We start from the raw sequence: 26,432 nt of genomic DNA, 5'->3' as shown, positions 1-26,432 counted from the left end.
GTTCCGGTGTTCCTCGGGTGCTCGGTATCATATGCTGCTGGTTGTTTTGCTGATTGAGAATGGGATTGAAGAGGGCAGGCAGTGCGGCTTCTGGTTGAGAACGGTCTAGCTGTAGCCCCCTCTGTTGCGTGCGGGATCGGGGCATGAGAACGGAAATCGACTCCTTCTCCGGCCGGCAAAACCCCGTGACGAGCGAGCACGTTCGGGCCGCGATCGAGGCTTGCTACTGGGAGGTGACATCCCTTGGTGCGAAGGAGGCTTGGCCGCAATATCTGCGCACTCTCGTCACCGTCATGCTCGGTTCGCGCCAGCCCATGTTCCTCTTGTGGGGTGCGGATCGCACCATGCTCTACAACGAGGGCTACGCATCCATACTCGGAAAACGCCATCCGGCGGCCCTAGGCCGTCCCTTCGCTGAGATCTGGCCTTTTCTGGCGCAGGAAGCAGACGCGATCATCGATAAGATTAGCGCCGGCGAAGCGGCGCATCTCGACGATCTCACATTCGTCGCGCGCCGGACGGGTTATTCGGGCGAGGTGCGGTACAGCTTCTCCTGCACCCCCGTCCATGATGAAGCGGAGCGTGTCGTCGGCACGCTTTGGGTTTATGGCGCGACTGTGATGCAGGAACGCGCGGAACAGCACCTGAGATTCCGGGTCGAGCTCGACAAGCGGCTTCGCCACATCAACGATCCGCGCAAGGTGATGGCCATCGCCGCAGAGATGCTGGGTAAGCATCTCAATGCATCGCGTGCGAATTACGGTTATGTGGAAGACACGCCGGATGGAGAGATCTTCGTCGTCGAGCGCGACTGGACCGATGGAAAGGCGCCGAGCCTCGTCGGGCGATATCCTGTCATGGCATTCGGCGAACCCCTGATCGAAGTGCTGAGGGCAGGCCACACGGTTTGCCTCCATGATGCCTTCGACGATCAGTTGACGGCGGGTGAAGGAATCGCTGCAACTTATGTCGCCATCGGCGCGCGTTCAGGAATCACGGTGCCGCTGATCAAGAACAGGAAAATCGAAGCGGCGCTGCTCGTGCATCAGGTAGACCCGCGTCACTGGCGCGAGGATGAAGAGGTTCTGGTTCGGCAAGTCGCCGAGCGAACCTGGGAGGCCGTCGAACGCGCACGCATGGAGACCGCCCTGCGGGGGAGCGAGGAGCGGATGCGCGATATTCTGGAGAGCATCAACGATGCTTTCTATGCGGTCGATCGCGAATGGCGCTTTACTTATGTCAACCGCAAGACGGAAGAGCTGTGGGGCCGCAAACGTGAAGACCTGATGGGCAAGGTCTATTGGGATGAGTTTCCCGATATCGTCGGAAGCGATCCCTACAGGGCTCACATGATGGCGATGGAAGGGCGTGTTCCCATGCGCCTGGAGACTCTGTCGTCAAATAATCGACAATGGTTGGAAATCAGTATTTTCCCAACGGCGGATGGCGGGCTCTCAATCTATTTCCGGGATGTCTCTCATCGCAAGAATGCCGAAGAGCATCGCGAACTGCTGATCCATGAGTTGAACCACCGGGTCAAGAACACATTGGCGACTGTTCAATCCATCGCGGCGCAGACCCTGCGCAATGCCGGTGTCACGCAGGAACCGCGTATGGCTCTCGAGGCGCGCCTCTTTGCCCTCTCCAGGGCTCATGATGTTCTTACCCGCGAGAACTGGGAAGGCGCATCGCTGCGGGAGATCGTTGCGCAATCCATCGATCCCTATCGCGGCATCGGCGAGAACCGCCTCAACAGCCATGGGCCGGAGGTGCGCCTGTCGCCGCGCATGGCGCTCGCGCTCTCCATGGCACTGCAGGAGCTTGCCACCAATGCGGTGAAGCACGGCGCGCTCGCCAATGCATCGGGAAGAGTCGATATCGCCTGGTCACTGGACGATTCCGTCGAGCCTGCCCGTCTCCACCTGCGTTGGGAAGAGAAGGGAGGCGCACCCGTTCAGCCGCCGCAGCGCCGCGGTTTCGGAACGCGACTCATCGAGCGGAGCCTGGCCTCCGACCTGCAGGGCAATGTCCAGATTGATTTCGCACCCAGCGGTGTCGTCTGCACCATCGATGCGCCCATGGAAGAAGGGGATCTGCCCCTCCACGGCGGTCTCCTCAAAAAATCCGCCTTTGCCGCCTAAAGGCAAAGCTGCGAGGCCCGCAAATGCGGGCCGGCCTTTCTTCGGCGGGTTGGCGTATCAAAGTCCAGCTTGGAGCGTTGAGAGAGAAAGCGGCTTCATCGCCGCATCGGCTGAAGGCAGGGGCGGAGGTCGTCATGCTGCGTCGTTTCAGGTGTATGTTCACGTGTCTCGTCCTTGGCGTCGGCTTCTTCGTCGGAACGCCGGTCTCAGCCGAGCCTCAGCTCGATCTGGCTCTGGTTCTCGCGGTCGATGTCTCCTCTTCCATGGAAGCGGAGGAACAGGGATTGCAGCGTGCCGGTTTCGTGGAGGCCTTCCGCTCCTCCCTCGTGCATGAGGCCATCCGGAGCGGGACGACAGGACGGATCGCCGTTACTTACGTCGAATGGTCCGGTGCGAAGGACCAGGCCGTGCTTGTGCCCTGGACTTTGATCGATGGTCCGGAGAAAGCGAAGGCTTTCGCTGCAAGCCTCGCCAGCAGGTCGGTCCGTCAGGCGGGCATGACCTCGATTTCCGGTGTCATCGACTTCAGCCGTGATCTGCTCAACGATCTCGGCAGAGACACGGCGCGGCGCGTCATCGATATTTCGGGCGATGGACCGAACAATGATGGAAGAAAGGTTGCGCTCGCGCGGGACGAAGCGGTAGCCGAAGGCATCACCATCAACGGATTGCCGATCATGTTCGGACGATCCCAGAACAGTCCCGAGATGGACGGGCTCGATGCCTATTATCGTGAATGCGTCATCGGCGGCTCTGGCTCATTCGTGATCCCGCTGCATGATCCGGAGCAATTCGCCATGGTGATCCGAACCAAGATCATGCGGGAGGTTGCCGGGATTGAGGATCGTGAATCGCTGCTCATTCCAGCCCAGTCACGCATGAATTGCGTGACTGGCGAGAAGAGGAAGGACGACGACCTGAACGTTCAGAAGCAGCCCTAGAGCATTGTGCAGAAGTAGTCCCGGTTCTGCGCCCGAACGATGCTCTAAGCCTTCAGCGCATGAGACCCGCGGCCTTAAGGGCTTTGGTGATGACGGCAGTCACATCGGGAACTGGTGACTCGGCTTGCTTCGGGCGCGGCTGCGCGTTCTGCTGCGGCACGGGTTCTTGCCGGATGGGGGCGACTTTGGGTGAGGCTTCCGTCCGCTTCGAGACGACGCGCTCCGTCAGGCCCCAGAACTTCGCCGCATGATAGCTCGACGAGATGCCGACTTCGAGCAGGAACGGGCCTGCTGCGCCATATTGGTTCTCGCTCTCGCCCGTTGCAAGCGGCGTGCCATGCGCCATGCCGGTGATGACGTATTCCTCGATCACCTCTTCACCGACATCGTTCGTCCATACGCGGCGCGGATAACCGTCGACGATCTCATCCCGGCTCGGGCGCATCGAAAGGCCGTGGACATTCGTCCATTGTTTGACGATCTCGCCCGCATTCATCGGCTTCACCGTGGCGTCCGCGCTGCCGTGCCAGACCGAGACCTTCGGCCATGGGCCCCGATGGCTGGAGGCGTCGCGCACCAGATCGCCCCAGGCTTCCGCTGGTTTCTCCTGTCCCTGGAACATGGCCTCGAAAGCCTGTGGGACGCTGGTGGCGCTGCGATGAGGCAGGCCTGCGATGATGGCGCCGCCTGCGAACACATCCGGATAGGTGGCCAGCATGGCGGCGGTCATGGCGCCGCCGGCCGACAGGCCGGTGACGAAGATGCGCCTGCGGTCGATGCCGTGGTCGCGGACGGCGCGCTCGACCATCTGGCGGATCGATGCGACCTCACCTTGGTCCCGCTCGGTATCGCCTGCCTGAAACCAGTTGAAGCACCGCTTCGGGTTGTTGGCTTCCTGCTGCTCAGGAAAAAGCACGACGAAGCCGTAGCGCTCGGCCACGACGGACCACCCGGATCCGTCATCGTAACCTGCCGCGGTTTGCGTGCAGCCATGGAGAACCACGACCAAGGCCGGGTAGGGAGCAAGTTCCGGGGGCGCATAAGTGAACATGCGCAGATTGCCCGGATTGGGGCCGAAATCGCGGACCTCGTTCAAGCGGTCGGACGTTGGCCGCGAGGGCGCGGACGAGGCTGCATTCACGGCCGCAGCCTTCATCAATCCTTCCCATTGGCGGCGGTGACGAGCCAATTGGCGGATCATGGTGCCTAGGCGCTGCATCGGGCTATCCTTCAGTCATTGAAAGATGGATAACACCCGAAGCCGGCCTACGTTGCAATGCAAAAAATTTTATGGTGCAGTGCAATAATTTATGAGAATCCTATCGTCCCGCGCCCAATTGCGCAGGACGATCGTCTCAGTTCACGGCGTATGAGGGGGTGTCGCCCATGAGCGCCGCCTTGGCGGCCAGCAGCAGCGCCTCGCCCAGCTCGCGCGCATGCTCCGGCGTCATCGCCACCGGCAGCTGCCGGCGCACCCCGCTCTCGTACTCCTCCGGCGTCGACGCCATCTCGATCACCATCATCGCGTCGCGGCCATCGAGCGTGCCAACCGAGAAGGAAGTGAGTGCGCCGATCAGGTCCATGTCAGGTTTCATTGTTCTGCCCCTACGTTGTTGAGAAGAACTTACCGATTCCAGCAAACCTTGTCTGCTCTCCACCTAGAGAGTGGATAATATTACTACGCCTGGGATGGTATTCGTACAGCCTTCAGCTTGGCTGTTATTAAGGGTTCCCCTACGCCATAAAGATCGAGCCGGGATGCGAAACATCCCGGCTCGATTTTTGTTCTCAGCGGCGCTTGTCGGAAGGACGCTTCTTGTCCTTCGGGCCCTTGAAATCTTTGGGGCCCTTGAAATCTTTGGGGCCTTTGAAATCCTTGGGGCCCTTATGGTCTTTCGAGCCCTTGTGGGCGCCGGGCTTCTTGCCCTCGTAAGCAGGCTTTCCCTCACGCGGCCCTCTGTCCTCGCGAGGGCCCTTGCGTTCGGAGAAGTCTCCCCGTTCCTTCGTGTCCCTGCGGTCCGAGAATTCGGACTTGCCCCTCGGGCCTTTCGGCTTGGGGCCATCCCAGGATTTCGCGCCCCAGGGCTTTCCGCCAGGACCCTTTCCACCAGGACCCTTGCCGCCGGGGCCCTTGCCGCCAAAGTCTTTGCCGCCATGCGGTGCGTCGGCGGGCTCGATGCGGATGTCTTCGTCGTTGGTCTTGCGGACGGACGCGGCGAATTTCGGCGCGTGGGATTTGGCGATCTGGAACTTCGACTCGCTGTCGAAAATCTTGATCGAACCGATTTCCTTTTTCGTCACATGGCCGAGACGGCAGATGATCGGCAGAAGCCAGCGCGGATCGGCGTTGTTGCGCCGTCCCACGCTCATGCGGAACCACACCATGTCTTCCGATGAGCCGTAAGCGCCGTCTTCCGACGAGCCGCGACCCCAGCTCTTGCCGCCGCCTGCGCGATCGTCCTCGCGCTCACGCTTGTCCTTGCGCTGGCGCGGTCCGCGATCCTCGCCGGGATCGAAAACCTCTTCCGGTGCGGGCAGGCGCGAACGATGGAAGCGCGCCAGGGCGTTGGCGATCTCCTCGGCGGATTTCTGTTCCATCAGCAGGCGCGCCGCGGCGATATCTTCTTCCGTGCTTTCCTCGGAGAAGATCGGGTCCTGCATGAAGCGTTCGCGGTCGAGCTTGCGGATGTCATCGGCGGAGGGCGGTCCGCCCCACGTGACGTCGATGCCTGCCTGATCGATCAGACGCTCGGCCTTGCGGCGGCGCGTATAGGGCACGAGCATCACGCAGACGCCTTTGCGTCCCGCGCGTCCCGTGCGGCCGCTGCGGTGAAGAAGCGTCTCGTGATCGTTCGACAGATCGAAGTGAATGACGAGGCCGAGATCGGGTAGGTCGATGCCGCGTGCGGCAACGTCGGTGGCAACGCACACGCGTGCGCGTCCATCGCGCAGGGCCTGTAGCGCATGGCTGCGCTCGCTCTGGCTGAGTTCGCCCGAGAGGGCGACGGCCGCGAAGCCGCGTTCCACGAGGCTCGCATGCAGATGCCGCACCGCCTCGCGGGTATGGCAGAACACCATCGTGCCGCGGCTTTCATAGAAGCGAAGCAGGTTCACCGTTGCGAGTTCTACCTCGTTCGGCGCGCAGCGGATGGCGCGATATTCGATGTCGCCATGCGACTGGTTCTCGACCAGCGTATCGATGCGGTGCGCATCGCGCTGATAGCGGCGTGCAAGCGCCACGATGTTCTTCGGCAGGGTTGCCGAGAACAGAAGCGTGCGGCGTTCTTCCGGCGTGGCGTCGAGGATGAATTCGAGGTCCTCGCGGAAGCCGAGATCGAGCATCTCGTCCGCTTCGTCGAGCACCACGACCTTCATCTTCGAGGTGTCGAGGCGTCCGCGCTCAAGATGGTCGCGCAGGCGTCCGGGCGTGCCGACGACGATGTGGCAACCGTCTTCCAGGGCGCGCTGCTCGCGGCGCACGTCCATGCCGCCGACGCAGGAGACGACGCGCGCGCCTGCGGGGCCATAGAGCCAAATCAGCTCGCGGTTGACCTGAAGCGCCAGCTCGCGGGTCGGGGCGATGATGAGAGCGAGCGGCTCGCGCGGGCTGCCGAAGCGCTCGGCGCCGCCCAAGAGAGTCGAGGCCATGGCCAGGCCATAGGCCACCGTCTTGCCGGAGCCGGTCTGGGCGGACACAAGAAGGTCGCGGTCGATGGCGTCCGTGTCGAGCACGGCGGCCTGGACCGGAGTTGGATCGTTATAGCCTTTGTCGGCGAGAGCGCGCTCGAGGCTTGGATTGGTCTTGGGGAAGGGCATGAAACAGGGCTGAACCAGTTGGAGGGAGCTTCAAAAGCTCTGATAAGGATGATCAGCCAGAGGCAGCACTGTCGTCTATCTCGTCGATCGACACCAGGAAAACCACATCGATATTGATGTCGCCCGTGTCTTCGCCGTCTCCGACCTCGTCCTCGTCCTCTTCGTCCAAGACCTCATAAAACGCATCGATTTCGTCTTCGGATGCGGGTCTTGTTGTTAAGGCAGCTGAGCCGTCCCACAGGAAGCGGCCCTCGCTCTTAAACGACTTGAGGTCATCTTTAAAGCTCTCGCTCAAAAAGAGTTCATGGGCCTGTTCCTCATCGGCATTGGTCACGGCAACCGCCTTGCCCGCAATCTCCAGGGTAACCATGGGACGTCCTTCATTGCTCAAGCTGGCCTCTTTGCTAACGCGCATCGCGGGATTTCGATCAATTGCACCGCACTGAGGCCTACAACGTATAGCGCAGAGCCTCGCTCGCGGCACGCAGCGCCGGCAGGAAACGCTCTTCCATTTCGGAAGCCGGAACGCGGGCCGCCTGGGCGCTGACGTTGAGGGCGATTGTCACCTGGCCGTTCTGCGCCAGGGGCACGGCGATGGAGCGTAGGCCGAATTCCAGCTCCTCGTTGACGATGGCATAGCCCTGCTGGCGCGTGATCTCCAAAATGCGTCGGAATTCGTCCTTGTTCGTGATGGTCTTCGGCGTGCGGGGCTCCAGGCGGACTCGCCCGAGATAGGCCTCGAAGGCTTCCATCGGCTGATGGGCCAGGATCACCCGTCCGAGAGACGTGCAATAGGCGGGCAGGCGGCTTCCGACGCCCAGGCCGATGGACATGATGCGGCGCGTGGCCGAGCGGGCGATATAGACGATGTCGTCCCCGTCCAGCACGGCGGCCGAGCTGGATTCGCCCGTCTCCTCCGAAATCCGCTCCAGGAAGGGCTGGAGCCTTGTGGCAAGCGCCGTGGAGGAAAGATAAGCATAGCCGAGCCGGAGGATGCGCGGGCTCAAGGAGAAATAGCGCCCGTCGAAATCCGCATAATGGAGCTTGGTGAGCGTGCGCAGATAGCGCCGCGCCGCCGCGCGGGTGATGCCCGTGATCTTGGCGACGTCCGACAGGGTCAGTCGGGGACGGTTGGCATCGAAGGCCTCGATCACCAGCAGCCCCTTTTCGAGACTTGCCACGAAATCGCGGTCTTCGCCGTCCTGTTTATCGGTGTCCTGAGGGTGCATGCTCGTCTCCAAAGAGCGGTATGTTCGACTCAAGTGGTCTTGACACCACCCCTCTGAATCGTCCTTCATGTTCGATATGGTAATCAATGTTCGCAATGCGCACAAGATGATTGCCATCGAACCAGAGACCGGGATACGTCCAAAGAGATCCGCCGGCTCGCAGGGAAGGAAACGAGGATGACAGCAGGCAAGAGAATTCTGGGTGCGGCCGTCGGCGCGTTGCTGATGGGCTCCGTCTCCGCATACGCCGACACCATCAAGGTTGGCATCATTGGCCCGTTCTCGGGACCGTTCGCCCTGCAGGGCAAGAACTTCCAGGCCGGTGTGGAAGCCTACATGGCGCTGAACGGCAAGACCGTGAAGGGCCACACCATCGAAGTCATCTACCGCGATCTTCCCGCCGCCAATCCCGCTCAGTCCCGCGCGCTCGCGCAGGAACTGGTTGTGAAGGACAAGGTGCAGTATCTCGGCGGCGTCTATTTCACGCCGGACGCCATGGCGATCACGCCGCTGCTCGCGCAGGCCAACACGCCGCTCGTCATCTTCAACGCGGCAACCTCCGCGATCATGAACACGTCGCCGCTCGTGGTGCGTACGTCGTTCACGACCGCGCAGACGACAAGCCCGCTCGGCAAGATCGCCTTCGACGAGGGCGTGAAGAAAGCCATCACCGTGGTCAGCGATTACGGTCCGGGCGTCGATGCGGAGAATGCTTTCAAGAAAGCCTTCGAGGCAGCGGGCGGCCAGGTGGTCGAATCCATCCGCATGCCGATGAACACCACCGATTTCAGCCCGATCATGCAGCGCGTGCGCGATTCCGGCGCTGCTGGCCTCTTCACCTTTCTGCCTTCCGGCCCGCCGACCTTGGGCTTCGTGAAGGCGTTCAACGAGACAGGCTTGAAGCAAGCTGGCATCAAGTTCTACGCACCGGGCGATCTGACGCAGGAATCCGACCTGCCTGCGCTTGGCGCGGCAGCAGAGGGCCTGAAGACCAGCTTCCATTACGCCGTGTCGCATGACAGCCCGGAGAACAAGAAGTTCGTGGAAGCAGCCACCAAGGCCATCGGCGGAGCGGACCAGCTCTCCTTCCCGTCGGTCGGCGCCTATGACGGCATGCATGTCATCTACAAGATGATCGAGGCCACCGACGGCAAGCAGGATGCGCAAAAGGCGGTCGATGCGGTGAAGGGCCTGTCCTGGACGAGCCCGCGCGGCCCGGTGCGCATCGAATCGGACAATCGCCACATCACGCAGAACATCTATCTGCGCGAAGTCGCGAAGGGTGCCGACGGCAAGTACATCAACAAGGAAGTCCAGACCTTCGCAAACCAGAAGGATCCCGGCATGCCCACCCAATAAGGTGTGCCTTTAGGGCGGGCGCGATCCTGAAGCGGTTGCGTCCGCCCGCTTTCTTCATTCGAGAACGAGCGGAAGATCTCATGCAGACCATTCTCAGCATAGCCATCGACGCCCTGGCGTTCGGCATGGTGCTGTTCATCATCTGCATCGGCCTGTCGCTCACGATGGGCTTGATGCGCGTCGTGAATCTGGCCCATGGCGCTTTCGCGATGATCGCGGGCTACATCGCATCCTATGCCGCGCGCGATCTGGGCTTGGGCTATGCAGTCGCGATCTTCCTCGCCATCATCGGCACGATCATCATCTCGATTCCTCTCGAACGCTTTCTCTATCGCCGGATCTACGGCAGTCCTGAACTGACCCAGGTCTTGATGACCATCGGCATCACTTTCTGCGTCATCGGCATCACGAACTATTTCTTCGGCCCAACGCTCAAGACCATTCCGCTGCCGCAGGCCCTCAGCCAGCCGATCGATGTGGGCTTTCGCACCATTGCGGCGCACCGGCTTTTCGTGATCGCCTGCGGCGCGGTCGTGGCCGGCGGCTTGTGGTATCTCATCGAGCGCACGAGCTTCGGCATCAAGCTGCGCGCGACCGTTGATAATGCAGCCATGAGCGATGCGCTCGGCGTGCGCACGCAGGTCGTCTATGCCATCAGCTTTGCCATCGCCATCGGACTCGCGGCACTGGGCGGCGTGGTCGGCGCCGAGTTTTTACCCATCGAGCCCTATTACGCCCTGCGCTACATGGTGACTTTCCTCGTCGTCGTGTCGGTCGGCGGCGCGGGTTCCATTCCAGGCGCCGTCATCGCGTGCCTTCTGCTGGGCTTCATCGATACGACCGGGCGTTATCTCATGCCTGAGTTCGGCAACTTCTTCTTCTATGCTGCGGTGATCCTGATCGTTTGCCTGTTCCCGCGCGGCTTCCTGGGAAGGGCGCAGTAACATGCAGGTGATGGCTCAGGCACAAACAGTATCGGCAGCGCCCAGGGCGAAAGGTCTCTGGTGGCGCGATGTGATCGGCATCATGTTGATCGTCATTTGCGGAGCGGCCGGTTACTGGCTGTTCCCCGACAACCTCGCGTTGCTCACGCGCATTGTTGCGGTCGCTCTTCTGGTCCTGTCTATCGATCTCATCGTCGGCTATTGCGGCGTGGCCACTTTAGGCCAGGCGGCCTTGTTCGGCGCGGGCGCCTATGCGGCGGGCATCGCCTGCGTGAACGGCGTGACGGAGCCGATGACGCTGATCGCCATCGGCGCTCTCGCCGGTGCAACCGCGGGCCTTGTCATGGGCGCGATCATGTTGCGCGCGCATGGGCTGGCGCAGCTCGTCCTCTCCATCGCCATCGTGCAGCTCTTCCATGAAGCCGCCAACAAGGCCTCCGCCTATACCGGCGGCAGCGATGGTTTGGCGGGCTTGATGGTGAGCCCGCTTTTCGGGATCTTCGAGTTCGATCTCTGGGGCAAGACCGCCTACCTCATGGGCTTTGCGCTTCTGCTCCTTGTCTTCATCCTGCTGAAATTTATCGTGGCTTCGCCCTTCGGCATGTTGTGCCGGGGCATCAAGCAGGATCCGGTGCGCATCCGAGCCATGGGAGCCTTCGTGTTTCCCGTTCTCCTAAAGATGTTCGTCATCTCAGGCGCGGTGGCTGGCATGGGCGGCGCGCTCGCTGCCATCTCCACGCAGGTGGTCGGCCTCGACAGCGTGAGCTTCGAGTTGTCTGCCAATGCGCTCGTCATGCTCGTGCTCGGCGGATTGGGAACACTTTATGGCGCACTGATCGGAACCATCATCTTCATGGGTTTCGAGCACATGGTCTCCGCCATCAACCCATTCCACTGGATGACGATGGTCGGCGCGCTGCTGATCGCCGTCGTCTTGGCGGCGCCCGGCGGCTTGACGAGTCTGGCTGAGAAGCTGAGGGGAGGGAAGGCATGAGCGATCTCTTCCGCGTCGAGAACCTGTCCAAATCCTTCGGCGGTCTGGCGGTGAGCCGCAACATCTCCCTGTCGATGGCGGAGGGTGAGCGCCTCGCGCTGATCGGCCCGAACGGTGCTGGCAAGACCACCTTCGTCAATCTGGTCACGGGCCAGATCAAGCCCAGCGCCGGACGTGTCGTTCTCAACGGCGAGGATGTCACGCAGCTCGGCGCCGTGCGTCGCGTGCGCAAAGGATTGGTGCGCACCTTCCAGGTCACGCGGCTCTTCTCGGAGCTGACGCCCGAGGAGCACGTCACCCTCACCGTTCTGCAGCGGGAAGGAAAGGCGTCGCGGATTCTCAGCCGTTTCCGTGGTAATTCCGCTGTCGCGGACGAGGTGCACGATATTCTCGCCACGCTTGGTCTTTTGGAGGTCGCTCGCCGCAAGGTCGGGCAGATCGCCTATGGCCAGCAGCGCTTGCTGGAAATCGCCATCGCGCTTGCCCTCAAGCCGAAGGTGCTGCTGCTCGACGAGCCTGCGGCGGGCGTGCCTTCCGCCGATACGCCGCGCATCGAGCAGGCGCTGGAGCGTCTTCCGCCGAGCCTCGCGGTGCTCATGATCGAGCATGACATGGACCTCGTGTTCCGCTTCGCCAAGCGCGTGGTGGTGCTGGCGGCGGGCGGGATCATCTTCGAGGGATTGCCGTCGGAAGTCGCTGCCGATCCGAAGGTTCGTGAAGCCTATCTGGGGAATTATGCCAATGCCCGCAGCGTCGCTTGAGGTCAAACACTTGAGTGCGGGTTATGGCCCGACAATGGTGCTGGAGGATGTATCCTTCTCGGTGCCCGCCGGCGCGCGCCTGTCCATCCTCGGACGCAACGGCATGGGCAAGACCACGCTGCTCTCGACCCTCATGGGCATGAACCGGCGCTATGGCGGCGAGATCATGGTCGGTGGAAACGACCTCGCATCCTTGAGAAGTTCCGAGCGTGCGCGCCAGGGCATCGGCCTCGTGCCGCAGACGCGCGACATTTTCCGCTCGCTCACGGTGGAAGAAAACCTGATCGTCGGCATCAAGGATCGCCCGCGCGGCGTCATTCAGGAAGCCTACGATATGTTCCCGCGTCTCTTCGAGCGCCGCAGCAATCTCGGCTGGCAATTGTCCGGGGGCGAGCAGCAGATGCTCTCCACTGCCCGCACCATCCTGGGCAAGCCTTCCGTGCTTCTCCTCGACGAGCCGCTCGAAGGCCTGGCGCCCGTGATCTGCGAGGAGCTGATGGCCGCTCTCACGCGCTTAGCGTCAAGCGGCGAGATGACGATCCTGCTCGTGGAGCAGCGACTAGAAAGCGCCCTCGATTTCGCCGAGTCCGTGCTGATCCTCGAACGCGGGCGCATCGTCTGGCAGGGAACGAGCGAGGCTCTCAGGGCCGATCACGGCCTTGTCGAGCATTATATCGGCGTCGGCTCGCTGCATTGAGGGAGAACATGGCATTCATTCGCTCAAACGGCATCGTTCTTCACCATCAGGTCGTCGGGCGGCCTGATGGGCCTGCGCTCGTGTTCAACAACTCCCTCGGCAGCGACTTCCGCATCTGGCAGGAGATCGCGCCTGCCTTCACGGATCGTTTCCGCGTGGTGCTCTACGACAAGCGCGGACACGGCCTTTCCGATGCGCCGCCTGCGCCCTACACGATTGACGATCACACGGACGATCTCCTGGCGCTTCTCGATCACCTGAAGGTCGAAAGCGCTTCCCTCGTCGGCCTCTCCGTCGGCGGCATGATCGCGCAGCGCGCTGCCGTGCGGGCGCCTCAGCGCGTGAAAGCTGTGGTGTTGTGCTGCACGGCGGCGAAGATCGGCGCGCCGGAGCTCTGGGCTCAGCGGATCGCTGCCGTGGAGCAGGGCGGTATCGAGCCCATCGTGGAGAGCGTTCTGCAACGCTGGTTCACGCCCGATTTCCACGAAACGCGCAAGGATGAGCTGGCCGGATGGCGCAACATGCTGGTGCGCATGCCTGCTCACGGCTATGCCGGAACTTGCGCCGCCATTCGCGACGCGGATCTCACGGCGGATGCGGGAAAGATCGCGGTGCCGACACTTTGCGTCGCAGGCGATCAGGACGGTTCCACGCCTGCCGATGTGGTGCAGGGCACCGCAAACCTCATTCCCAAGGCACGCTTCGCGTTGATCGAAGGATGCGGGCACATCCCCTGCGTCGAGAAGTCGAAGGTGCTCACGCAGCTCATCCAAAACCATCTTCAGGAGGCCGGTCTTGTCTGACGATCAGGGCAGCGAACGCTACAAAGCCGGCATGAAGGTGCGCCGCCAAGTTCTCGGCGATGCGCATGTGGATCGCGCCAGCGCGCAGATGACCGAGTTCGATGCGGATTTCCAGACCTTCATTACCGAAGGTGCCTGGGGTTCGGTGTGGGCGCGCCCGCACTTCACCAAGCGCGAGCGCTCCATCGTGACCATCGCGCTTCTCGCTGCGCTGGGTCACGACGAGGAAGTCGCCATGCATGTGCGCGCCACGCGCAATACCGGCGCGACCAAGGACGATATTCGCGAGGCTCTTATGCATGTGGCGGTCTATGCGGGCGTGCCCGCCGCCAACCATGCCTTCAAGATCGTGAAGAGAGCCTTTGAGGAAATGGAAAAGTAAAAACAGCGGCTCTGCAGGGAGGGCAGCCATGTCGGATCAGGGATCATTCTACCAACGGGACAGGAACTGGCATCCGCCTGCTTTCACGCCTACCTACAAGACGTCCATCCTGCGCTCTCCGCAGTACCCGCTCCTTTCCCTCGACAACACGATTTCCGAGCTGACGGGGCCGACCTTCGGGCACAACAAGCTCGGCCCGCTCGACAACGACCTCATCCGAAACTTCGCCAAGACCGGTGATCCCATCGGCCAGCGCATCGTCGTCTATGGCCGCGTGCTGGATGAGAACGCGCGACCGGTTCCCGGCGTTCTCGTGGAGTTCTGGCAGGCCAATGCGGGCGGTCGCTACCGGCACAAGAAGGAAACCTATCTTGCCGCCATCGACCCCAATTTCGGCGGCTGCGGACGCGCGATCACGGACGAAGAGGGGCGTTACTGGTTCCGCACCATCAAGCCGGGCGCTTATCCTTGGCCGAACGGCGTCAACGATTGGCGGCCCGCGCATATCCATTTCTCTGTCTTCGGACACGCCTTCGCGCAACGCCTGATCACGCAGATGTATTTCGAAGGCGATCCGATGATCTGGCAATGCCCCATCGTCTCGACGATCCCCGATAGGCGAGCCGTGGAGCAACTGATCGCGGCGCTCGACCGCGAGAACACGCTGCCCATGGATGCGCTCGCCTACAAGTTCGACATTGTTCTGCGCGGCCGTCGCTCGACCATGTTCGAGAACCGCATGGAGGGGAACTGATGGTTCAGAAACTCGACAGGTTGAAAGAATCGCCCTCCCAGACGGCGGGCCCTTACGTCCATATCGGCGCGACGCCGAACTGGGTCGAGATCACAGGTGTCTGGAACGAGGATCTCGGCCTCGTTCTCGTTAGCCCCGAGACCAAGGGCGAGCGCATTATCGTCAAAGGTCGCATCTTCGACGGCAGCGGAACGCCGGTGAAGGATGCGCTTGTCGAGATCTGGCAGGCGGATGGGCAAGGTCTCTACAACAGCCCGCAGGAGAAGCGCGGCAAGGCCGATCCGCATTTTACCGGTTGGGGACGTCAGCCGACGGACGGCATGACGGGCGAGTTCAAGTTCGAGACCATCAAGCCGGGCGGCGTTCCTTTCAAGGATGGCCGCCTCATGGCGCCGCACATCACATTCTGGATCGTGGCGCGGGGCATCAATATCGGTCTTCATACTCGCATGTATTTCGGCGACGAAGAGGCCGCCAATGCGGAATGTCCCGTGCTCGCGCGCATCGAACACAAGGTGAGGGTGCCGACCCTCATTGCCGCGCGCAGCGAGGAGAATGGCATGCCCACCTATACCTTCGACATCCATTTGCAGGGTGAGAAGGAAACCGTTTTTTTCGATATTTGAACCCCGCAGGCGGACGAGCTTTCGAGAGGAAGAGTCGTCTCCAGAAGCGGGAGGAGCCTTCGAATGGATAAGACAATCAGCTCTCTGGCCGAGGCCGTTGCGGAAATCAGTGATGGCGCAACGGTGATGATCGGCGGCTTCGGTGGTTCGGGCTCCCCAATCGAGCTGATCCATGCGCTGATCGACCGGTTCTGCGAGACCGGCAGCCCAAAAAACCTGACTGTGGTGAACAACAACGCAGGTAACGGTCATGTCGGGCTTGCCGCATTGATCGAACACGGAATGGTGCGGAAACTGATCTGCTCTTTTCCGCGCTCGGCCGATCCCCGTGTCTTCACCGAGAAATATCTGGCCAGAGAGATCGAGCTGGAGTTGGTCCCGCAAGGCACCTTAGCCGAACGCATCCGCGCGGGCGGGGCGGGCATTCCCGCCTTCTACACGCCTACGGCTTATGGCACCGATCTCGCTGAGGGTAAGGTGATCGCAGAATTCGAGGGACGGCCCTACGTGCAGGAGCGCTGGCTCAAGGCTGATTTTGCACTGGTGAAGGCGCATCTGGGGGATCGGCAGGGTAACCTGACCTACAACAAGGCCGCACGGAATTTCAATCCGCTGATGTGCATGGCGGCTACGACCACGATTGTGCAGGTTGCTCGAATCGTGGAGCCGGGCAGTATCGACCCCGAGCATGTGGTGACACCCGGAATCTTCGTGCAGAGCCTCGTCGAGGTGTCCGATCCTCAACAGGAAGAAGTTCTGAACCGCGCTGGAGCGCATCATCCATGACTCTCAAGCTTTCCAACGCACAGATCGCCTGGCGTGCCGCGCAGGACATTCAGGATGGCGCCTACGTCAACCTTGGCATCGGTTTTCCGGAAATGGTGGCCCAGTATCAACCTCCCGGACGACAGGCGATCTTCCATACCGAGAACGGCATTTTGAATTTCGGCGAAGCTCCCGCGGATGGGAGCGAGGATTGGGATCTGATCAACGCCGGAAAAAAGGCCGTTACGCTCAATCCGGGCGCCGCCTTCTTCCATCATGCCGACAGCTTCGCCATGGTGCGGGGCGGGCATTTGGATGTTGCGATCCTAGGTGCCTATCAGGTGGCCGAGAACGGCGATCTGGCGAACTGGAGCACCGGACCTAAAGGGGTTCCGGCCGTCGGTGGGGCGATGGACCTCGTCCACGGCGCCAAGCGAGTGGCGGTGATCACCGATCACGTCACGAAGGACGGCAAACCCAAGCTGGTGACGCGCTGCACGCTCCCATTGACCGGTGTTGGCTGCGTGACGCGTATCTATACAAGCCTCGCGGTGATTGACATCGAGGACGGCCAATTTGTCTTGCGCGAGAAGCTGCCCGCGTTGTCGTTTGAGGCGCTGCAAGCTCAGACCGGCGCCGAGTTGTTTACCAAGGGTCCAGTGACCGACCTGAACGTTCCGGAGTTGTGATATGCGTGAGGCTTATATCTGCGCCTATGTGCGCACGCCCATCGGCCGCTATGGCGGAGCTTTGTCGAGCGTGCGCGCGGACGATCTCGCCGCCGTTCCGCTCAAGGCTCTCATGGAGCGCCACGGGACAATCGACTTCGAGGCCGTCGATGACGTGATCTTCGGCTGCGCCAACCAGGCGGGAGAGGACAACCGCAATGTCGCCCGCATGGCAACGCTGCTCGCGGGCCTGCCGGGCTCCGTGCCTGGCACCACCATCAATCGTCTCTGCGGCTCCGGCATGGATGCGGTGATCACGGCCGCTCGCGCCATCAAGGCAGGCGAGGCCGAGCTGATGATCGCAGGCGGTGTCGAGTCCATGTCACGCGCGCCCTTCGTCATGCCGAAAGCGGAAGCCGCTTTCTCACGTGCGGCCGAGATTCACGACACCACCATCGGCTGGCGCTTCATCAACCCGCTGATGAAGCAACAATACGGCGTCGATTCCATGCCGGAGACCGGCGAGAACGTGGCCGAGGACTATCGTGTCTCGCGCCAGGACCAGGATGCCTTTGCCATGCGCTCGCAACAGAAGGCTGCTGCGGCGCAGGAGAACGGGCGCTTGGCACGGGAGATCGTCCCGGTGACGATCCCGCGCCGCAAGGGCGATCCGGTGATCGTGGACAAGGACGAGCATCCGCGCGGCGACACCACGCTGGAGCAGCTGGCCAAGCTGTCGACGCCTTTCCGCAAGGACGGCACGGTGACGGCGGGCAATGCGTCGGGCGTGAACGATGGCGCGGCGGCGCTCATCATCGCCTCCGAGGACGCGGTGCGGAAATACGGGCTCGAACCCATTGCACGCATCGTCGGCGGAGCCGCCGCAGGCGTGCCGCCGCGTATCATGGGGATCGGGCCGGTACCGGCCACACAGAAGCTGTGCGCGCGTCTTGGGCTGACGCCGAGCGCTTTCGATGTGGTGGAGCTGAACGAGGCGTTTGCCAGCCAGGGCATCGCGGTGCTGCGGGGGCTGGGCATCGCGGAGGACGCGGCGCATGTGAACCCGAATGGCGGGGCGATTGCGCTCGGCCATCCGCTCGGCATGTCGGGGGCGCGGATTGCGGGCACAGCGGCTTTGGAGCTGAAGCTCACGGGCAAGAAGCGGGCGCTGGCCACCATGTGCGTCGGTGTCGGTCAAGGCATCGCCGTTGCCCTCGAAGCCGTCTGATCGTCCGGGAGCATTTTCATGCAGGCGCTGTCCCACCCCTTGCTCCAGGCTCTCGTCGGTGACGAGGCTGTAGAGGCTTTCTTCTCTCATGACGCCGAACTCTTGGCCCTGTTGCAGGTCGAAGCGGCATTGGCCCGAGCGCAATCCCAGGCCGGATTGATCGACAGGGAAGCGGCAGAGAAAATCTCGCAAGCCTGCGGATCGTTCCGCCCGGATTGGCAAAAGCTGGCGCAAGGCCTCATGCAGGACGGCGTCATCATTCCCGAACTCGTGAAGCAGCTTCGCTCAGCAATCGGCGAGCCGCACAATAAAGCCGTCCATTTCGGTGCAACGAGCCAAGACATCATCGACACGGCCCTCGTACTTCGCCTGAAGAGCATCGTCGCCATTTTCGAAAGCCGCTTGGCTGACGTAATCTCTAATTTGCGCGATCTGCGCAAGCGGGATGGCGCGACGAAACTGATGGCACATACCCGCATGCAGCAGGCGCTGCCATTTACGGCAGCCGACAAGATCGACACGTGGTTGCAGCCGCTGGAGCGTCATGCCGAGAACCTTGCGAATCTCGCGCCGCGTCTGCTGATGGTGCAATTGGGCGGCCCCATCGGCACCCGGGGCGAGATGAAGGATCACGGCGATGCGGTCGCCGACGCCATGGCTGATATTCTGGGGCTCGGCTATGGGCCATCCTGGCATTCGCAGCGCGACCGCATCGGCGAGTTCGCATCGTTTCTTTCGCTTCTGTCAGGCACGCTCGGCAAGATCGGACAGGATGTGGCGCTGATGGCGCAGAACGAGGTGAGCGAAGTGCGGCTTGCCTCCGGCGGCGGGTCATCCGCCATGCCGCACAAGTCGAATCCGGTTCAGGCCGAGGTGCTCGTCGCGCTTGCTCGCCTCAATGCCGGCCTACTCGGCACGCTCCATCAGGCGCTTGTGCATGAGAACGAGCGCTCCGGTGCCGCATGGACCCTGGAATGGATGGTGCTGCCTCAGATGGTAGTGGCGACGGCGGCGGGATTAAGCAAGGCGCAGGCGCTCATCACAGGTATGAGCTTTTCACCGTCGCCCAAACTCAATCATTAGACGCCCGCGATATCAGGCAGGAGACGAAACAATGCGCACCAAGGTTGCGATCATCGGCTCGGGCCCTGCGGGACTCCTGCTCGGGCAGCTTCTGCACAAGGCGGGCGTTGAGACGATCATCGTCGAGCGGCGCAGCCGCGAATACGTGCTCGGCCGCATCCGCGCCGGCGTGCTGGAGCAGGGAAGCGTCGAGCTTCTGGAGAAAGCAGGCGTCGGCGAGCATGTGCATGCAAAGGGATTGGTGCATGACGGTGTTGAGTTCTGCTTCGACGGCGACAAGCATCGCTTCAATTTCCGTGAGCTGATCGGGCGCACGGTCACCGTCTATGGACAGACGGAGGTGACGCGCGACTTGATGGAGGCGCGCGATGCTTCCGGCGCGATGTCGATCTACGAGGCGGACGATGTCACGATCCATGATTTCGACGGCGACAAGCCGAAGGTGCGCTTCGTGAAGGATGGCGTCTCGCAGGAGATCGCCTGCGATTTCATCGCCGGATGCGATGGATACCACGGTGTCTGCCGCGCGAGCGTACCGGCGGGCGCGCTCACGACCTTCGAGCGGGTCTATCCCTTCGGGTGGCTTGGCGTGCTGGTGGATCGTCCGCCTGTCGCGGATGAGCTGATCTATGCGCATCACGCGCGGGGCTTTGCTTTGTGCTCCATGCGCTCGCCGACCCGCAGCCGCTATTACGTGCAGGTGCCATCCGGCGAGAAAGCCGAGGATTGGTCCGATGACAGGTTCTGGGACGAGCTGCGCCGCCGCGTGGACGAGGAGACGGCGGAGAAGCTGCTCACCGGTCCGTCCATCGAGAAATCCATCGCGCCGCTGCGCAGCTTCGTGGCCGAGCCTCTCCGCTTCGGACGCCTGTTCCTGGCGGGCGACGCCGCCCACATCGTGCCGCCCACGGGTGCTAAGGGGCTCAATCTGGCCGCCAGCGATGTGGGTGTCTTGGCGGAAGCCCTGACCGAATATTACCAAGAGCGTTCTCCGGCAGGGATCGACGGCTATTCGGCCCGGGTGCTCGCCCGGGTCTGGAAGGCGGAGCGGTTCTCCTGGTGGATGACCTCGATTCTCCACACCTTCCCGGAAACGGACGCTTTCGGGCGCCGGATGCAGCGGACGGAGTTCGACTATCTGGTCAGTTCCGAGGCGGCTTCAAAGTCCCTGGCCGAGAACTATACGGGGCTGCCGATATAGAGCATTTTCAGCGAAGTGGTCCCGGTTCGCCGTCAAAAATGCGCCAAACCAAAAAGAGAGGCGTTTCCAGGAAAGTGGAAGCGGCTCTAGGCTTACAGGGTGTGAACAGCGCTTAAGACCAGTATGGACAGAAGGCGACCAATATGAGACCAGTTAGGGGTGACCCTGACTGGCCCTGCACCCCACTTCCGGTCTTTGTACCGGCAATCCATACCCGGCTCCCGCATCAATGAGGACGGGCTGGGGCTGCTTGGCCATTGCGCATGGATCGTCGATGGAGCCACCGGGCTCTCGACCGAGCAGTTGACGAAGGGCGGCAGCGATGCCGCCTGGCTCACTGAGGCCATCGATAAGACCTTGGAAAAGCTGGTGGATGGAGGGCGCCAAGGGGCTGACCTCCTGCCGGCCTTGGAAGGCGAGGTCCATCGGGTTTTCGAGGCCGCAACCGCTCATCTGCCCGGCCGCCACATCCACCATGCCCCATCGGCATGTCTCGGGCTCGTCGAGGCGCGGGCAAGCGGCGGGGCGATCCGGCTCCAGGGTTTCTTCCTCGGAGATGTCGTGGCTCTGGTGCCGACCGGGCAGGGCATCGTGCGCTGGACCGATGAGCGGTCGAAGCCCTTCGAGAGGAAGACGCTCGCCGCGCTCGAGGCCGGAGGGCACGAGCCGGGACGGATGCCCGAGGCGGTGAGACGCCAAATCCTGGAGAACCGCGCCAGCCTCAACCAGCCGGACGGCTATTGGGTCGTAAGCCCCAGCCAGCCCTTCGCCGGGCGTGAGTTGCGCTTCGAGGCGCAGGTTGCGGCAGGCAGCGTGATCGCGCTCGCCACCGACGGCTTCATGCGGCTAGTGGATGTTTTTGGAGCTTATACGGATCACTCTCTTCATGCCGCGCTGACTGAGGGCAGGGGAGACGATCTGATCGAGGAATTACGGGCGCTCGAGCGTGGCGACTCCCTGTCGGGAGCTTACCCGCGTGTCAAAATGCACGATGATGCGACGGTGCTCGTGATCGCAGCCGAAACAAGCGGCTGACAGGAATTCCGAAAGGCAGCCTACGAGCTGCCGATCGGTGGGAGGACTAAGGACTTAACAATGAGGGAACTCAACATGAAACTCACCCGACGCATTCTGATGGGCGCTGCCGCCGGCAGCTTCATCCTATCGAGCGGCGCCGCCATGGCGCAGCAGACCGAGCTGACTTTCTGGAGCTGGCGCCAGGAAGACAAGGCGTTCTACCAGGACGCGATCAAGAAGTTCCAGGCCAAGGAGCCGAACATCTCGATCAAGTTCGAGACCTACGCCCCTGAGAACTACCAGACCATTCTCTCGACCGCGCTCGCAGCAGGCCGCGGCCCGGACGTGATCCAGGTTCGCGCCTACGGCAACCTCGAGACCATCGCGACCCCGGGCTATCTGCTCGCGCTCGACAAGACCAACGTGCCGGAGCTGGCGAACTTCCCCGAGGCTGCTCTCGCCGCCGAGACGCTGCGCTCCGACGGCAAGGTCTATGCCGTGCCGTTCGCCATGCAGACCCAGCTCGTGGTCTACAACAAGAAGATCTTCAAGGATAACGGCCTGAACCCGCCGAAGACCTGGGACGAGCTGATGACGCTCGCACAGGCCCTGAAGGCCAAGAACATCACGCCGTTCGGCAACGGCACCGCGACCGCCTGGCAGAACGAGACCATCGTCGGCGGCCTGCTGTCGTCCATGCTCGGCCAGCAGTTCGAGGCCGACATCGTGTCCGGCAAGGCGAACTTCACCGATGCGCGTTTCGTGAACGCCCTCACCAAGCTGAAGGACGTGAGCCAGTACTTCTCGCCGAACTTCACCGGCGTCGATTATCCGTCCTCGCAGCAGCTCTTCGTGGCAGGCCGCGCGGCCATGTTCGCTGGCGGCTCCTATGAGGTCGCGAACTTCAAGAACCAGAACCCCACGCTCGACCTCGGCGTGTTCCCTGCGCCTGTCCTCAAGGCTGGCGATAAGGCGCTCGTGGCTACCTATTATGACGGTGGCTATGCGGTGAACGCGAAGTCGGAGAAGAAGGACGCCGCCCTGAAGTTCGTGCGCTTCCTCGCGACCCCTGAGTACGGCACGGCCTTCACCAACACCCTGAAGAACCTGTCGCCGATCAAGGGCATCAAGATCGAAGACGCGATCACGCAGGATGTGGCGAAGCTCACCGAGAACGCCATGTCCTACCTGATGCTCGTTCGCTTCCGCTACAACGAGCCGAGCGGCTCGGTGCTGCTGCAGTCGAACGTGCAGAAGATGCTCGCCGGTCAGCAGACGCCTGAGCAGGCCGCTGCCGAAATCAACAAGGGCATCGCGACCTACTACAAGCCGTTCCAGAAGTAAGCATCTCTGAAACGAGGGCGGCGGATGTGTCATCCGCCGCCTTTTTCTGAAAGCTCGTCCCATGCCCGTCTCGCCCAAACAGGCCCGCACGCTGAAGCATCGCAGCTGGGTGGCGTTTCTCGTCGTCCCGCCCATCGTCTTCATGTCGCTGTTCGTGGTCTATCCGATCCTGTCCGCCTTCGCTTACGCCTTCTATGAATGGCGCGGGCTCGCGCGCGGCGAGTTCGTGGGGTTGGCGAATTTTAAGGAAGTGCTGTTCGGCGCCACCATGGCGCCTACCGTGTGGAACGCCTTCCTGCACAACGTCTATGCGCTCATTGCGCTCATGATCATCCAGAACGGCGGCGGGTTCCTGCTCGCGTGGCTGCTCTACAAGGAGCCCTTCGGCTTCCGCTTCCATCGCGTGGCTGTGTTCGTGCCGGTGGTTCTGTCGACGATCATCGTGGGCTTTCTCTGGAAGCTCTTCCTCAATCCGAATTTCGGCATCATCAATCAGGCGCTCTATACGGTCGGCCTCGATTCATGGGCCAAGCCCTGGCTCGGCGATTCATCCACCGCGCTCGGCGCGCTCATTCTCGCCAATGCCTGGCACTTCGTCGGCTTTCCGACTCTTGTCTATCTCGCGGGCATGCAGCGCATTCCGTCCGAGATCATCGAGGCGGCGCGCCTTGACGGCACATCCGAGTGGCAGCTCCTCAAGAACATCGTGTGGCCCCTGGTGGCGCCCAGCACCACCATTCTGTTCACGCTGCTCTTCATCGGCGCATTCAACTGGTTCGAAATTCCGTATGTGATGGTCGGCCTCGACGGGTCGCCCTTCGGCACCACCGACGTGCTCGGTCTCGTGTTCTATCGCACGGCCTTCGGCAACCAGAGCGCCAGCATCCAGAATTTCGGGCTGGGCTCCGCGCTCGCCACTCTCATCTTCCTCTTCATCGTCGTCTTCGCGTCCACGCTGACTCTGTGGCTGCGCCGTCGGGAGATTCAGTTTTGACCGCCCTGGCCAAGTCCTCCGCATCGCGCAATCCCATTTCCTTCGCGTTTCTCGCGCAGGTGATCCTGATCGCGAATTCCTTCATCATGCTCTACCCGGTCGTGGTGATGGTGCTCTCCGCCTTCAAGTCCACGGGCGAGATCTTCGAGCATCCCTTCGCGCTGCCTGATTTCACGCAAGTGGGGAACTTCGCCAAGGTGCTCGGCGAAACCTCGATGCCGACCTACTTCCTGAACTCGATCTTCGTGACGGGCGCATCGATCATCCTGATCCTCATTCTCGGCACCATGGCGGGCTATGCGGTGGCGCGTTATGAATCGCGCACCAACACCTTCATCCTGCTGTTCTTCCTCGCGGGCCTAATGCTGCCGTTGAAGCTCGCGGTCATTCCGCTCTTCATCCTGCTGCGCGACTTGGGATTGCTTGATAGCCGGTGGAGCTTGATCGTCACCTATACGGCCATCGGCTTGCCGTCGGCCGTGTTCATCATGGCGGGCTTCCTGCGCTCGCTGCCCTCCGAGCTGGAGGATGCCGCACGCATCGACGGCGCATCGGAGCCGCGCATCATGTGGTCCGTCATGCTGCCGCTCGCGCGTCCGCCCATGGCGATTGCCGCGATCCAGAATGCGGTGCCGATCTGGAACGACTTCTTCTTCCCGCTCGTGTTCATCCAGACCGATGCCTACAAGACGCTGCCGCAGGGCCTCACCACCTTCATGGGTGAGTACACCACCGATTGGGGCATGCTGTTCGCGGGCCTCACGATTGCTGCAGCACCGATCACGCTTCTCTACATCGCCCTGTCGCGCCAGTTTATTCAAGGCATGACGGCGGGAGCGGTGAAGTAAGATGCCGATCCCGAAAGGCGCTCTCGTCGTGTCCTGTCAGGCCCGTGCGGACAATCCGCTGCACGGCCCCGTCTACATGTCCGCCATGGCGCTCGCCGCCGAGGCGGGCGGCGCGAAGGGCATTCGTGCCAACGGGGCTGAGGACATTGCGGCGATCCGCGCGGTGACGGCGCTGCCCATCATCGGCATTTCGAAAGTGTTTGATGATCGCTTCGCGGTCTACATCACGCCCGGTTTCGAGGATGCGGCGCGCATTGCGAAGGCCGGTGCCGACATTGTCGGTATCGATGCGACCGCACGCCCGCGAAACGGCGAGCCGGTGGAGCGCCTGATCGCGCGCATTCGCAGCGAACTCGGCAAAGAGGTATTTGCCGATATTTCCACGCTCGAAGAAGGCAAGGCGGCGCACGCCTACGGCGCAACCTATGTGGCGACGACGCTCTCCGGCTATACGGACGAGACGGCTTCCCGCAAAGGCGAGGGGCCGGACTTGGAATTGCTGGAGGCGCTTGTCGCCGCGCTCCAGGTTCCTGTCGTCGCCGAAGGCCGTTTCGATACGCCCGATCTCGTGGCGGAAGCCCTCAAGCGCGGCGCCCATGCGGTGGTGGTGGGAACCGCCATCACCAATCCACGCGAAATCACCAAGAAATTCGTCCGTGCCGCAGAAGCACGGAACCCTTAAGGGAGACTAGAATGGCCAATGTATCGATCCGCGATGTCCGAAAGGCCTTCGGCACCGTCTCGATCATCAAGGGTGTCGATGTCGACATTCAGGATGGCGAATTCGTCATTCTCGTCGGCCCCTCGGGCTGCGGAAAATCGACGTTGCTGCGCATGATCGCGGGGCTTGAGGACATCACAGGCGGCGACATCAGTATCGGTTCGCGCGTGGTCAACGACGTGCCGCCGAAGGACCGCGACATCGCCATGGTGTTCCAGTCCTATGCGCTTTATCCGCATATGACGGTGGCGGAGAACATGGCTTTCTCGCTCAAGCTGAAAGGCGTGCCTGCGGCTGAGCAGAAGAAGCGCGTGGCGGAAGCCGCAAGCTCGCTCGGCCTCACGCCGCTGCTCGACCGCTATCCGCGCCAGCTCTCCGGCGGCCAGCGTCAGCGCGTCGCCATGGGCCGCGCCATCGTGCGCGATCCGCAGGTGTTCCTGTTCGACGAGCCGCTCTCCAACCTCGATGCCAAGCTGCGCGTGCAGATGCGCGCCGAGATCAAGGAACTGCACCAGCGCCTCAAGACCACGACGATCTACGTGACGCACGACCAGATCGAGGCCATGACCATGGCCGACAAGATCGTGGTGATGCATGACGGCATCGTGGAGCAGGTCGGCGCGCCGCTCGAGCTCTATGACCGCCCGGCGAACCGCTTCGTCGCGGGCTTCATCGGCTCGCCCGCCATGAACTTCATCGAGGGCCGCCTCGTACCTGAGGGGATCGTGCTTCCGAGCGGCGCTGTGCTGCCGCTGGACGTGAAACCGCAGGTGAGCAACGGCGCGGACATCACCTATGGCATCCGCCCCGAGCATCTTCAGATCGCGCCTGCCGGAACGCCCGGCTCCATCCCGGCGATCGTCTCGGTCATCGAGCCGACGGGTTCGGACACCACCTTGATCGTGAAGGCGGAAGGCGGCAATCTGACTGTCGTGCTGCGGGAACGCTGCGCCCTGAAGCCCGGCGAGGCGGTGGCTCTGAAGCCGGTCGCACATCAGGCTCATCTTTTCGACGGGCAAGGAAAGCGCATTGCCGCAGCCTGAAGGACACACGGAAACGTGAAGGCACCATCGGCGTTCCCGGGTGTACCTCTATCAGGGGTTTGAAACGAGGTTT

Annotated in this window: 27 protein-coding genes; 22 read left to right on the top strand and 5 right to left on the bottom strand. The window is 62.2% G+C overall.

Going from position 1 to position 26,432, the window contains the following annotated elements:
- Positions 1-143 precede the first annotated feature (143 nt).
- Positions 144-2,141, top strand: coding sequence for a PAS domain-containing sensor histidine kinase (locus MHY87_RS02420; RefSeq protein ID WP_239349010.1), 1,998 nt, complete (start codon positions 144-146; stop codon positions 2,139-2,141).
- A 134-nt stretch (positions 2,142-2,275) separates the two neighbouring features.
- Complete coding sequence (locus tag MHY87_RS02415; protein WP_239349008.1) at positions 2,276-3,082, top strand: DUF1194 domain-containing protein; 807 nt, start codon at positions 2,276-2,278, stop codon at positions 3,080-3,082.
- A 52-nt stretch (positions 3,083-3,134) separates the two neighbouring features.
- Here MHY87_RS02415 and MHY87_RS02410 read toward each other — a convergent pair whose 3' ends face one another.
- From MHY87_RS02410 to MHY87_RS02390, 5 genes are all read right to left on the bottom strand, one after another.
- Entirely contained in the window at positions 3,135-4,301 is a 1,167-nt protein-coding gene (locus tag MHY87_RS02410; RefSeq protein WP_239349006.1) for a PHB depolymerase family esterase, read from the bottom strand.
- 136 nt (positions 4,302-4,437) lie between these two features.
- The gene (locus tag MHY87_RS02405) at positions 4,438-4,665 is read right to left on the bottom strand and encodes a hypothetical protein (RefSeq protein WP_091133736.1); all 228 of its coding nucleotides are present in this window, start codon (positions 4,663-4,665) and stop codon (positions 4,438-4,440) included.
- A 205-nt stretch (positions 4,666-4,870) separates the two neighbouring features.
- Positions 4,871-6,898, bottom strand: coding sequence for a DEAD/DEAH box helicase (locus MHY87_RS02400; RefSeq protein WP_239349004.1), 2,028 nt, complete (start codon positions 6,896-6,898; stop codon positions 4,871-4,873).
- A gap of 52 nt (positions 6,899-6,950) precedes the next feature.
- On the bottom strand, positions 6,951-7,268 hold the full coding sequence (locus tag MHY87_RS02395) for a hypothetical protein (protein WP_239349003.1): 318 nt from the start codon (positions 7,266-7,268) through the stop codon (positions 6,951-6,953).
- Positions 7,269-7,347: 79 nt separating this feature from the next.
- A complete protein-coding gene (locus tag MHY87_RS02390) occupies positions 7,348-8,127 on the bottom strand; it encodes an IclR family transcriptional regulator C-terminal domain-containing protein (protein WP_239349002.1) in 780 nt (259 codons plus the stop codon).
- A gap of 177 nt (positions 8,128-8,304) precedes the next feature.
- Between MHY87_RS02390 and MHY87_RS02385 the strand changes: the two genes are divergently transcribed.
- From MHY87_RS02385 to MHY87_RS02290, 20 genes are all read left to right on the top strand, one after another.
- Positions 8,305-9,486 carry an ABC transporter substrate-binding protein gene (locus MHY87_RS02385; RefSeq protein ID WP_239349001.1) on the top strand — a complete coding sequence of 394 codons (1,182 nt, stop codon included), beginning with the start codon at positions 8,305-8,307 and terminating at the stop codon, positions 9,484-9,486.
- Positions 9,487-9,566: 80 nt separating this feature from the next.
- Positions 9,567-10,430 carry a branched-chain amino acid ABC transporter permease gene (locus MHY87_RS02380; protein ID WP_239349000.1) on the top strand — a complete coding sequence of 288 codons (864 nt, stop codon included), beginning with the start codon at positions 9,567-9,569 and terminating at the stop codon, positions 10,428-10,430.
- Between the two features lies 1 nt (position 10,431).
- On the top strand, positions 10,432-11,424 hold the full coding sequence (locus MHY87_RS02375; RefSeq protein ID WP_239348999.1) for a branched-chain amino acid ABC transporter permease: 993 nt from the start codon (positions 10,432-10,434) through the stop codon (positions 11,422-11,424).
- Entirely contained in the window at positions 11,421-12,185 is a 765-nt protein-coding gene (locus tag MHY87_RS02370) for an ABC transporter ATP-binding protein (RefSeq protein ID WP_239348998.1), read from the top strand. The genes MHY87_RS02375 and MHY87_RS02370 overlap by 4 nt, the downstream gene beginning before the upstream one ends.
- Entirely contained in the window at positions 12,166-12,882 is a 717-nt protein-coding gene (locus MHY87_RS02365) for an ABC transporter ATP-binding protein (protein ID WP_239348996.1), read from the top strand. Before MHY87_RS02370 ends, MHY87_RS02365 begins: the two co-directional genes overlap by 20 nt.
- An 8-nt stretch (positions 12,883-12,890) precedes the next feature.
- On the top strand, positions 12,891-13,685 hold the full coding sequence (gene pcaD / locus MHY87_RS02360; protein WP_239348994.1) for a 3-oxoadipate enol-lactonase: 795 nt from the start codon (positions 12,891-12,893) through the stop codon (positions 13,683-13,685).
- A 31-nt stretch (positions 13,686-13,716) separates the two neighbouring features.
- Complete coding sequence (pcaC, locus tag MHY87_RS02355) at positions 13,717-14,067, top strand: 4-carboxymuconolactone decarboxylase (protein ID WP_239349736.1); 351 nt, start codon at positions 13,717-13,719, stop codon at positions 14,065-14,067.
- A gap of 28 nt (positions 14,068-14,095) precedes the next feature.
- Positions 14,096-14,821, top strand: a complete 726-nt coding sequence (pcaH, locus tag MHY87_RS02350) for a protocatechuate 3,4-dioxygenase subunit beta (RefSeq protein ID WP_239348992.1) — start codon at positions 14,096-14,098, stop codon at positions 14,819-14,821.
- Positions 14,821-15,447 (top strand): protocatechuate 3,4-dioxygenase subunit alpha, encoded by a 627-nt coding sequence (gene pcaG, locus MHY87_RS02345; protein WP_239348990.1) that lies wholly within the window; start codon positions 14,821-14,823, stop codon positions 15,445-15,447. Before pcaH ends, pcaG begins: the two co-directional genes overlap by 1 nt.
- A gap of 63 nt (positions 15,448-15,510) precedes the next feature.
- On the top strand, positions 15,511-16,233 hold the full coding sequence (locus MHY87_RS02340) for a 3-oxoacid CoA-transferase subunit A (RefSeq protein ID WP_239348988.1): 723 nt from the start codon (positions 15,511-15,513) through the stop codon (positions 16,231-16,233).
- A complete protein-coding gene (locus MHY87_RS02335; RefSeq protein WP_239348986.1) occupies positions 16,230-16,901 on the top strand; it encodes a 3-oxoacid CoA-transferase subunit B in 672 nt (223 codons plus the stop codon). The genes MHY87_RS02340 and MHY87_RS02335 overlap by 4 nt, the downstream gene beginning before the upstream one ends.
- 1 nt (position 16,902) lies before the next feature.
- On the top strand, positions 16,903-18,108 hold the full coding sequence (gene pcaF, locus MHY87_RS02330; protein WP_239348984.1) for a 3-oxoadipyl-CoA thiolase: 1,206 nt from the start codon (positions 16,903-16,905) through the stop codon (positions 18,106-18,108).
- An 18-nt stretch (positions 18,109-18,126) separates the two neighbouring features.
- A complete protein-coding gene (locus tag MHY87_RS02325; protein ID WP_239348982.1) occupies positions 18,127-19,191 on the top strand; it encodes a 3-carboxy-cis,cis-muconate cycloisomerase in 1,065 nt (354 codons plus the stop codon).
- Between the two features lie 31 nt (positions 19,192-19,222).
- On the top strand, positions 19,223-20,392 hold the full coding sequence (gene pobA, locus MHY87_RS02320; RefSeq protein ID WP_239348980.1) for a 4-hydroxybenzoate 3-monooxygenase: 1,170 nt from the start codon (positions 19,223-19,225) through the stop codon (positions 20,390-20,392).
- A gap of 159 nt (positions 20,393-20,551) precedes the next feature.
- The gene (locus MHY87_RS02315) at positions 20,552-21,427 is read left to right on the top strand and encodes a hypothetical protein (protein WP_239348978.1); all 876 of its coding nucleotides are present in this window, start codon (positions 20,552-20,554) and stop codon (positions 21,425-21,427) included.
- Positions 21,428-21,502: 75 nt separating this feature from the next.
- Positions 21,503-22,753, top strand: coding sequence for an extracellular solute-binding protein (locus tag MHY87_RS02310; protein ID WP_239348976.1), 1,251 nt, complete (start codon positions 21,503-21,505; stop codon positions 22,751-22,753).
- A gap of 61 nt (positions 22,754-22,814) precedes the next feature.
- Positions 22,815-23,747: a carbohydrate ABC transporter permease gene (locus tag MHY87_RS02305; protein WP_239348974.1), complete on the top strand. Its 933-nt coding sequence runs from the start codon at positions 22,815-22,817 to the stop codon at positions 23,745-23,747.
- Entirely contained in the window at positions 23,744-24,595 is an 852-nt protein-coding gene (locus tag MHY87_RS02300; RefSeq protein WP_239348972.1) for a carbohydrate ABC transporter permease, read from the top strand. Before MHY87_RS02305 ends, MHY87_RS02300 begins: the two co-directional genes overlap by 4 nt.
- Position 24,596: 1 nt before the next feature.
- Positions 24,597-25,277, top strand: a complete 681-nt coding sequence (locus MHY87_RS02295) for an N-acetylmannosamine-6-phosphate 2-epimerase (protein WP_239348970.1) — start codon at positions 24,597-24,599, stop codon at positions 25,275-25,277.
- An 11-nt stretch (positions 25,278-25,288) separates the two neighbouring features.
- Entirely contained in the window at positions 25,289-26,359 is a 1,071-nt protein-coding gene (locus MHY87_RS02290; protein ID WP_239348968.1) for an ABC transporter ATP-binding protein, read from the top strand.
- Positions 26,360-26,432: the final 73 nt, after the last annotated feature.

Origin of the sequence: Microvirga sp. ACRRW, from assembly GCF_022346925.1 — a bacterium.
In the GTDB taxonomy this organism is placed as follows: Bacteria; Pseudomonadota; Alphaproteobacteria; order Rhizobiales; family Beijerinckiaceae; genus Microvirga.
The sequence above is the reverse complement of the archived record's forward strand: the minus strand, read 5'-3'. Positions and strand labels throughout refer to the sequence as shown.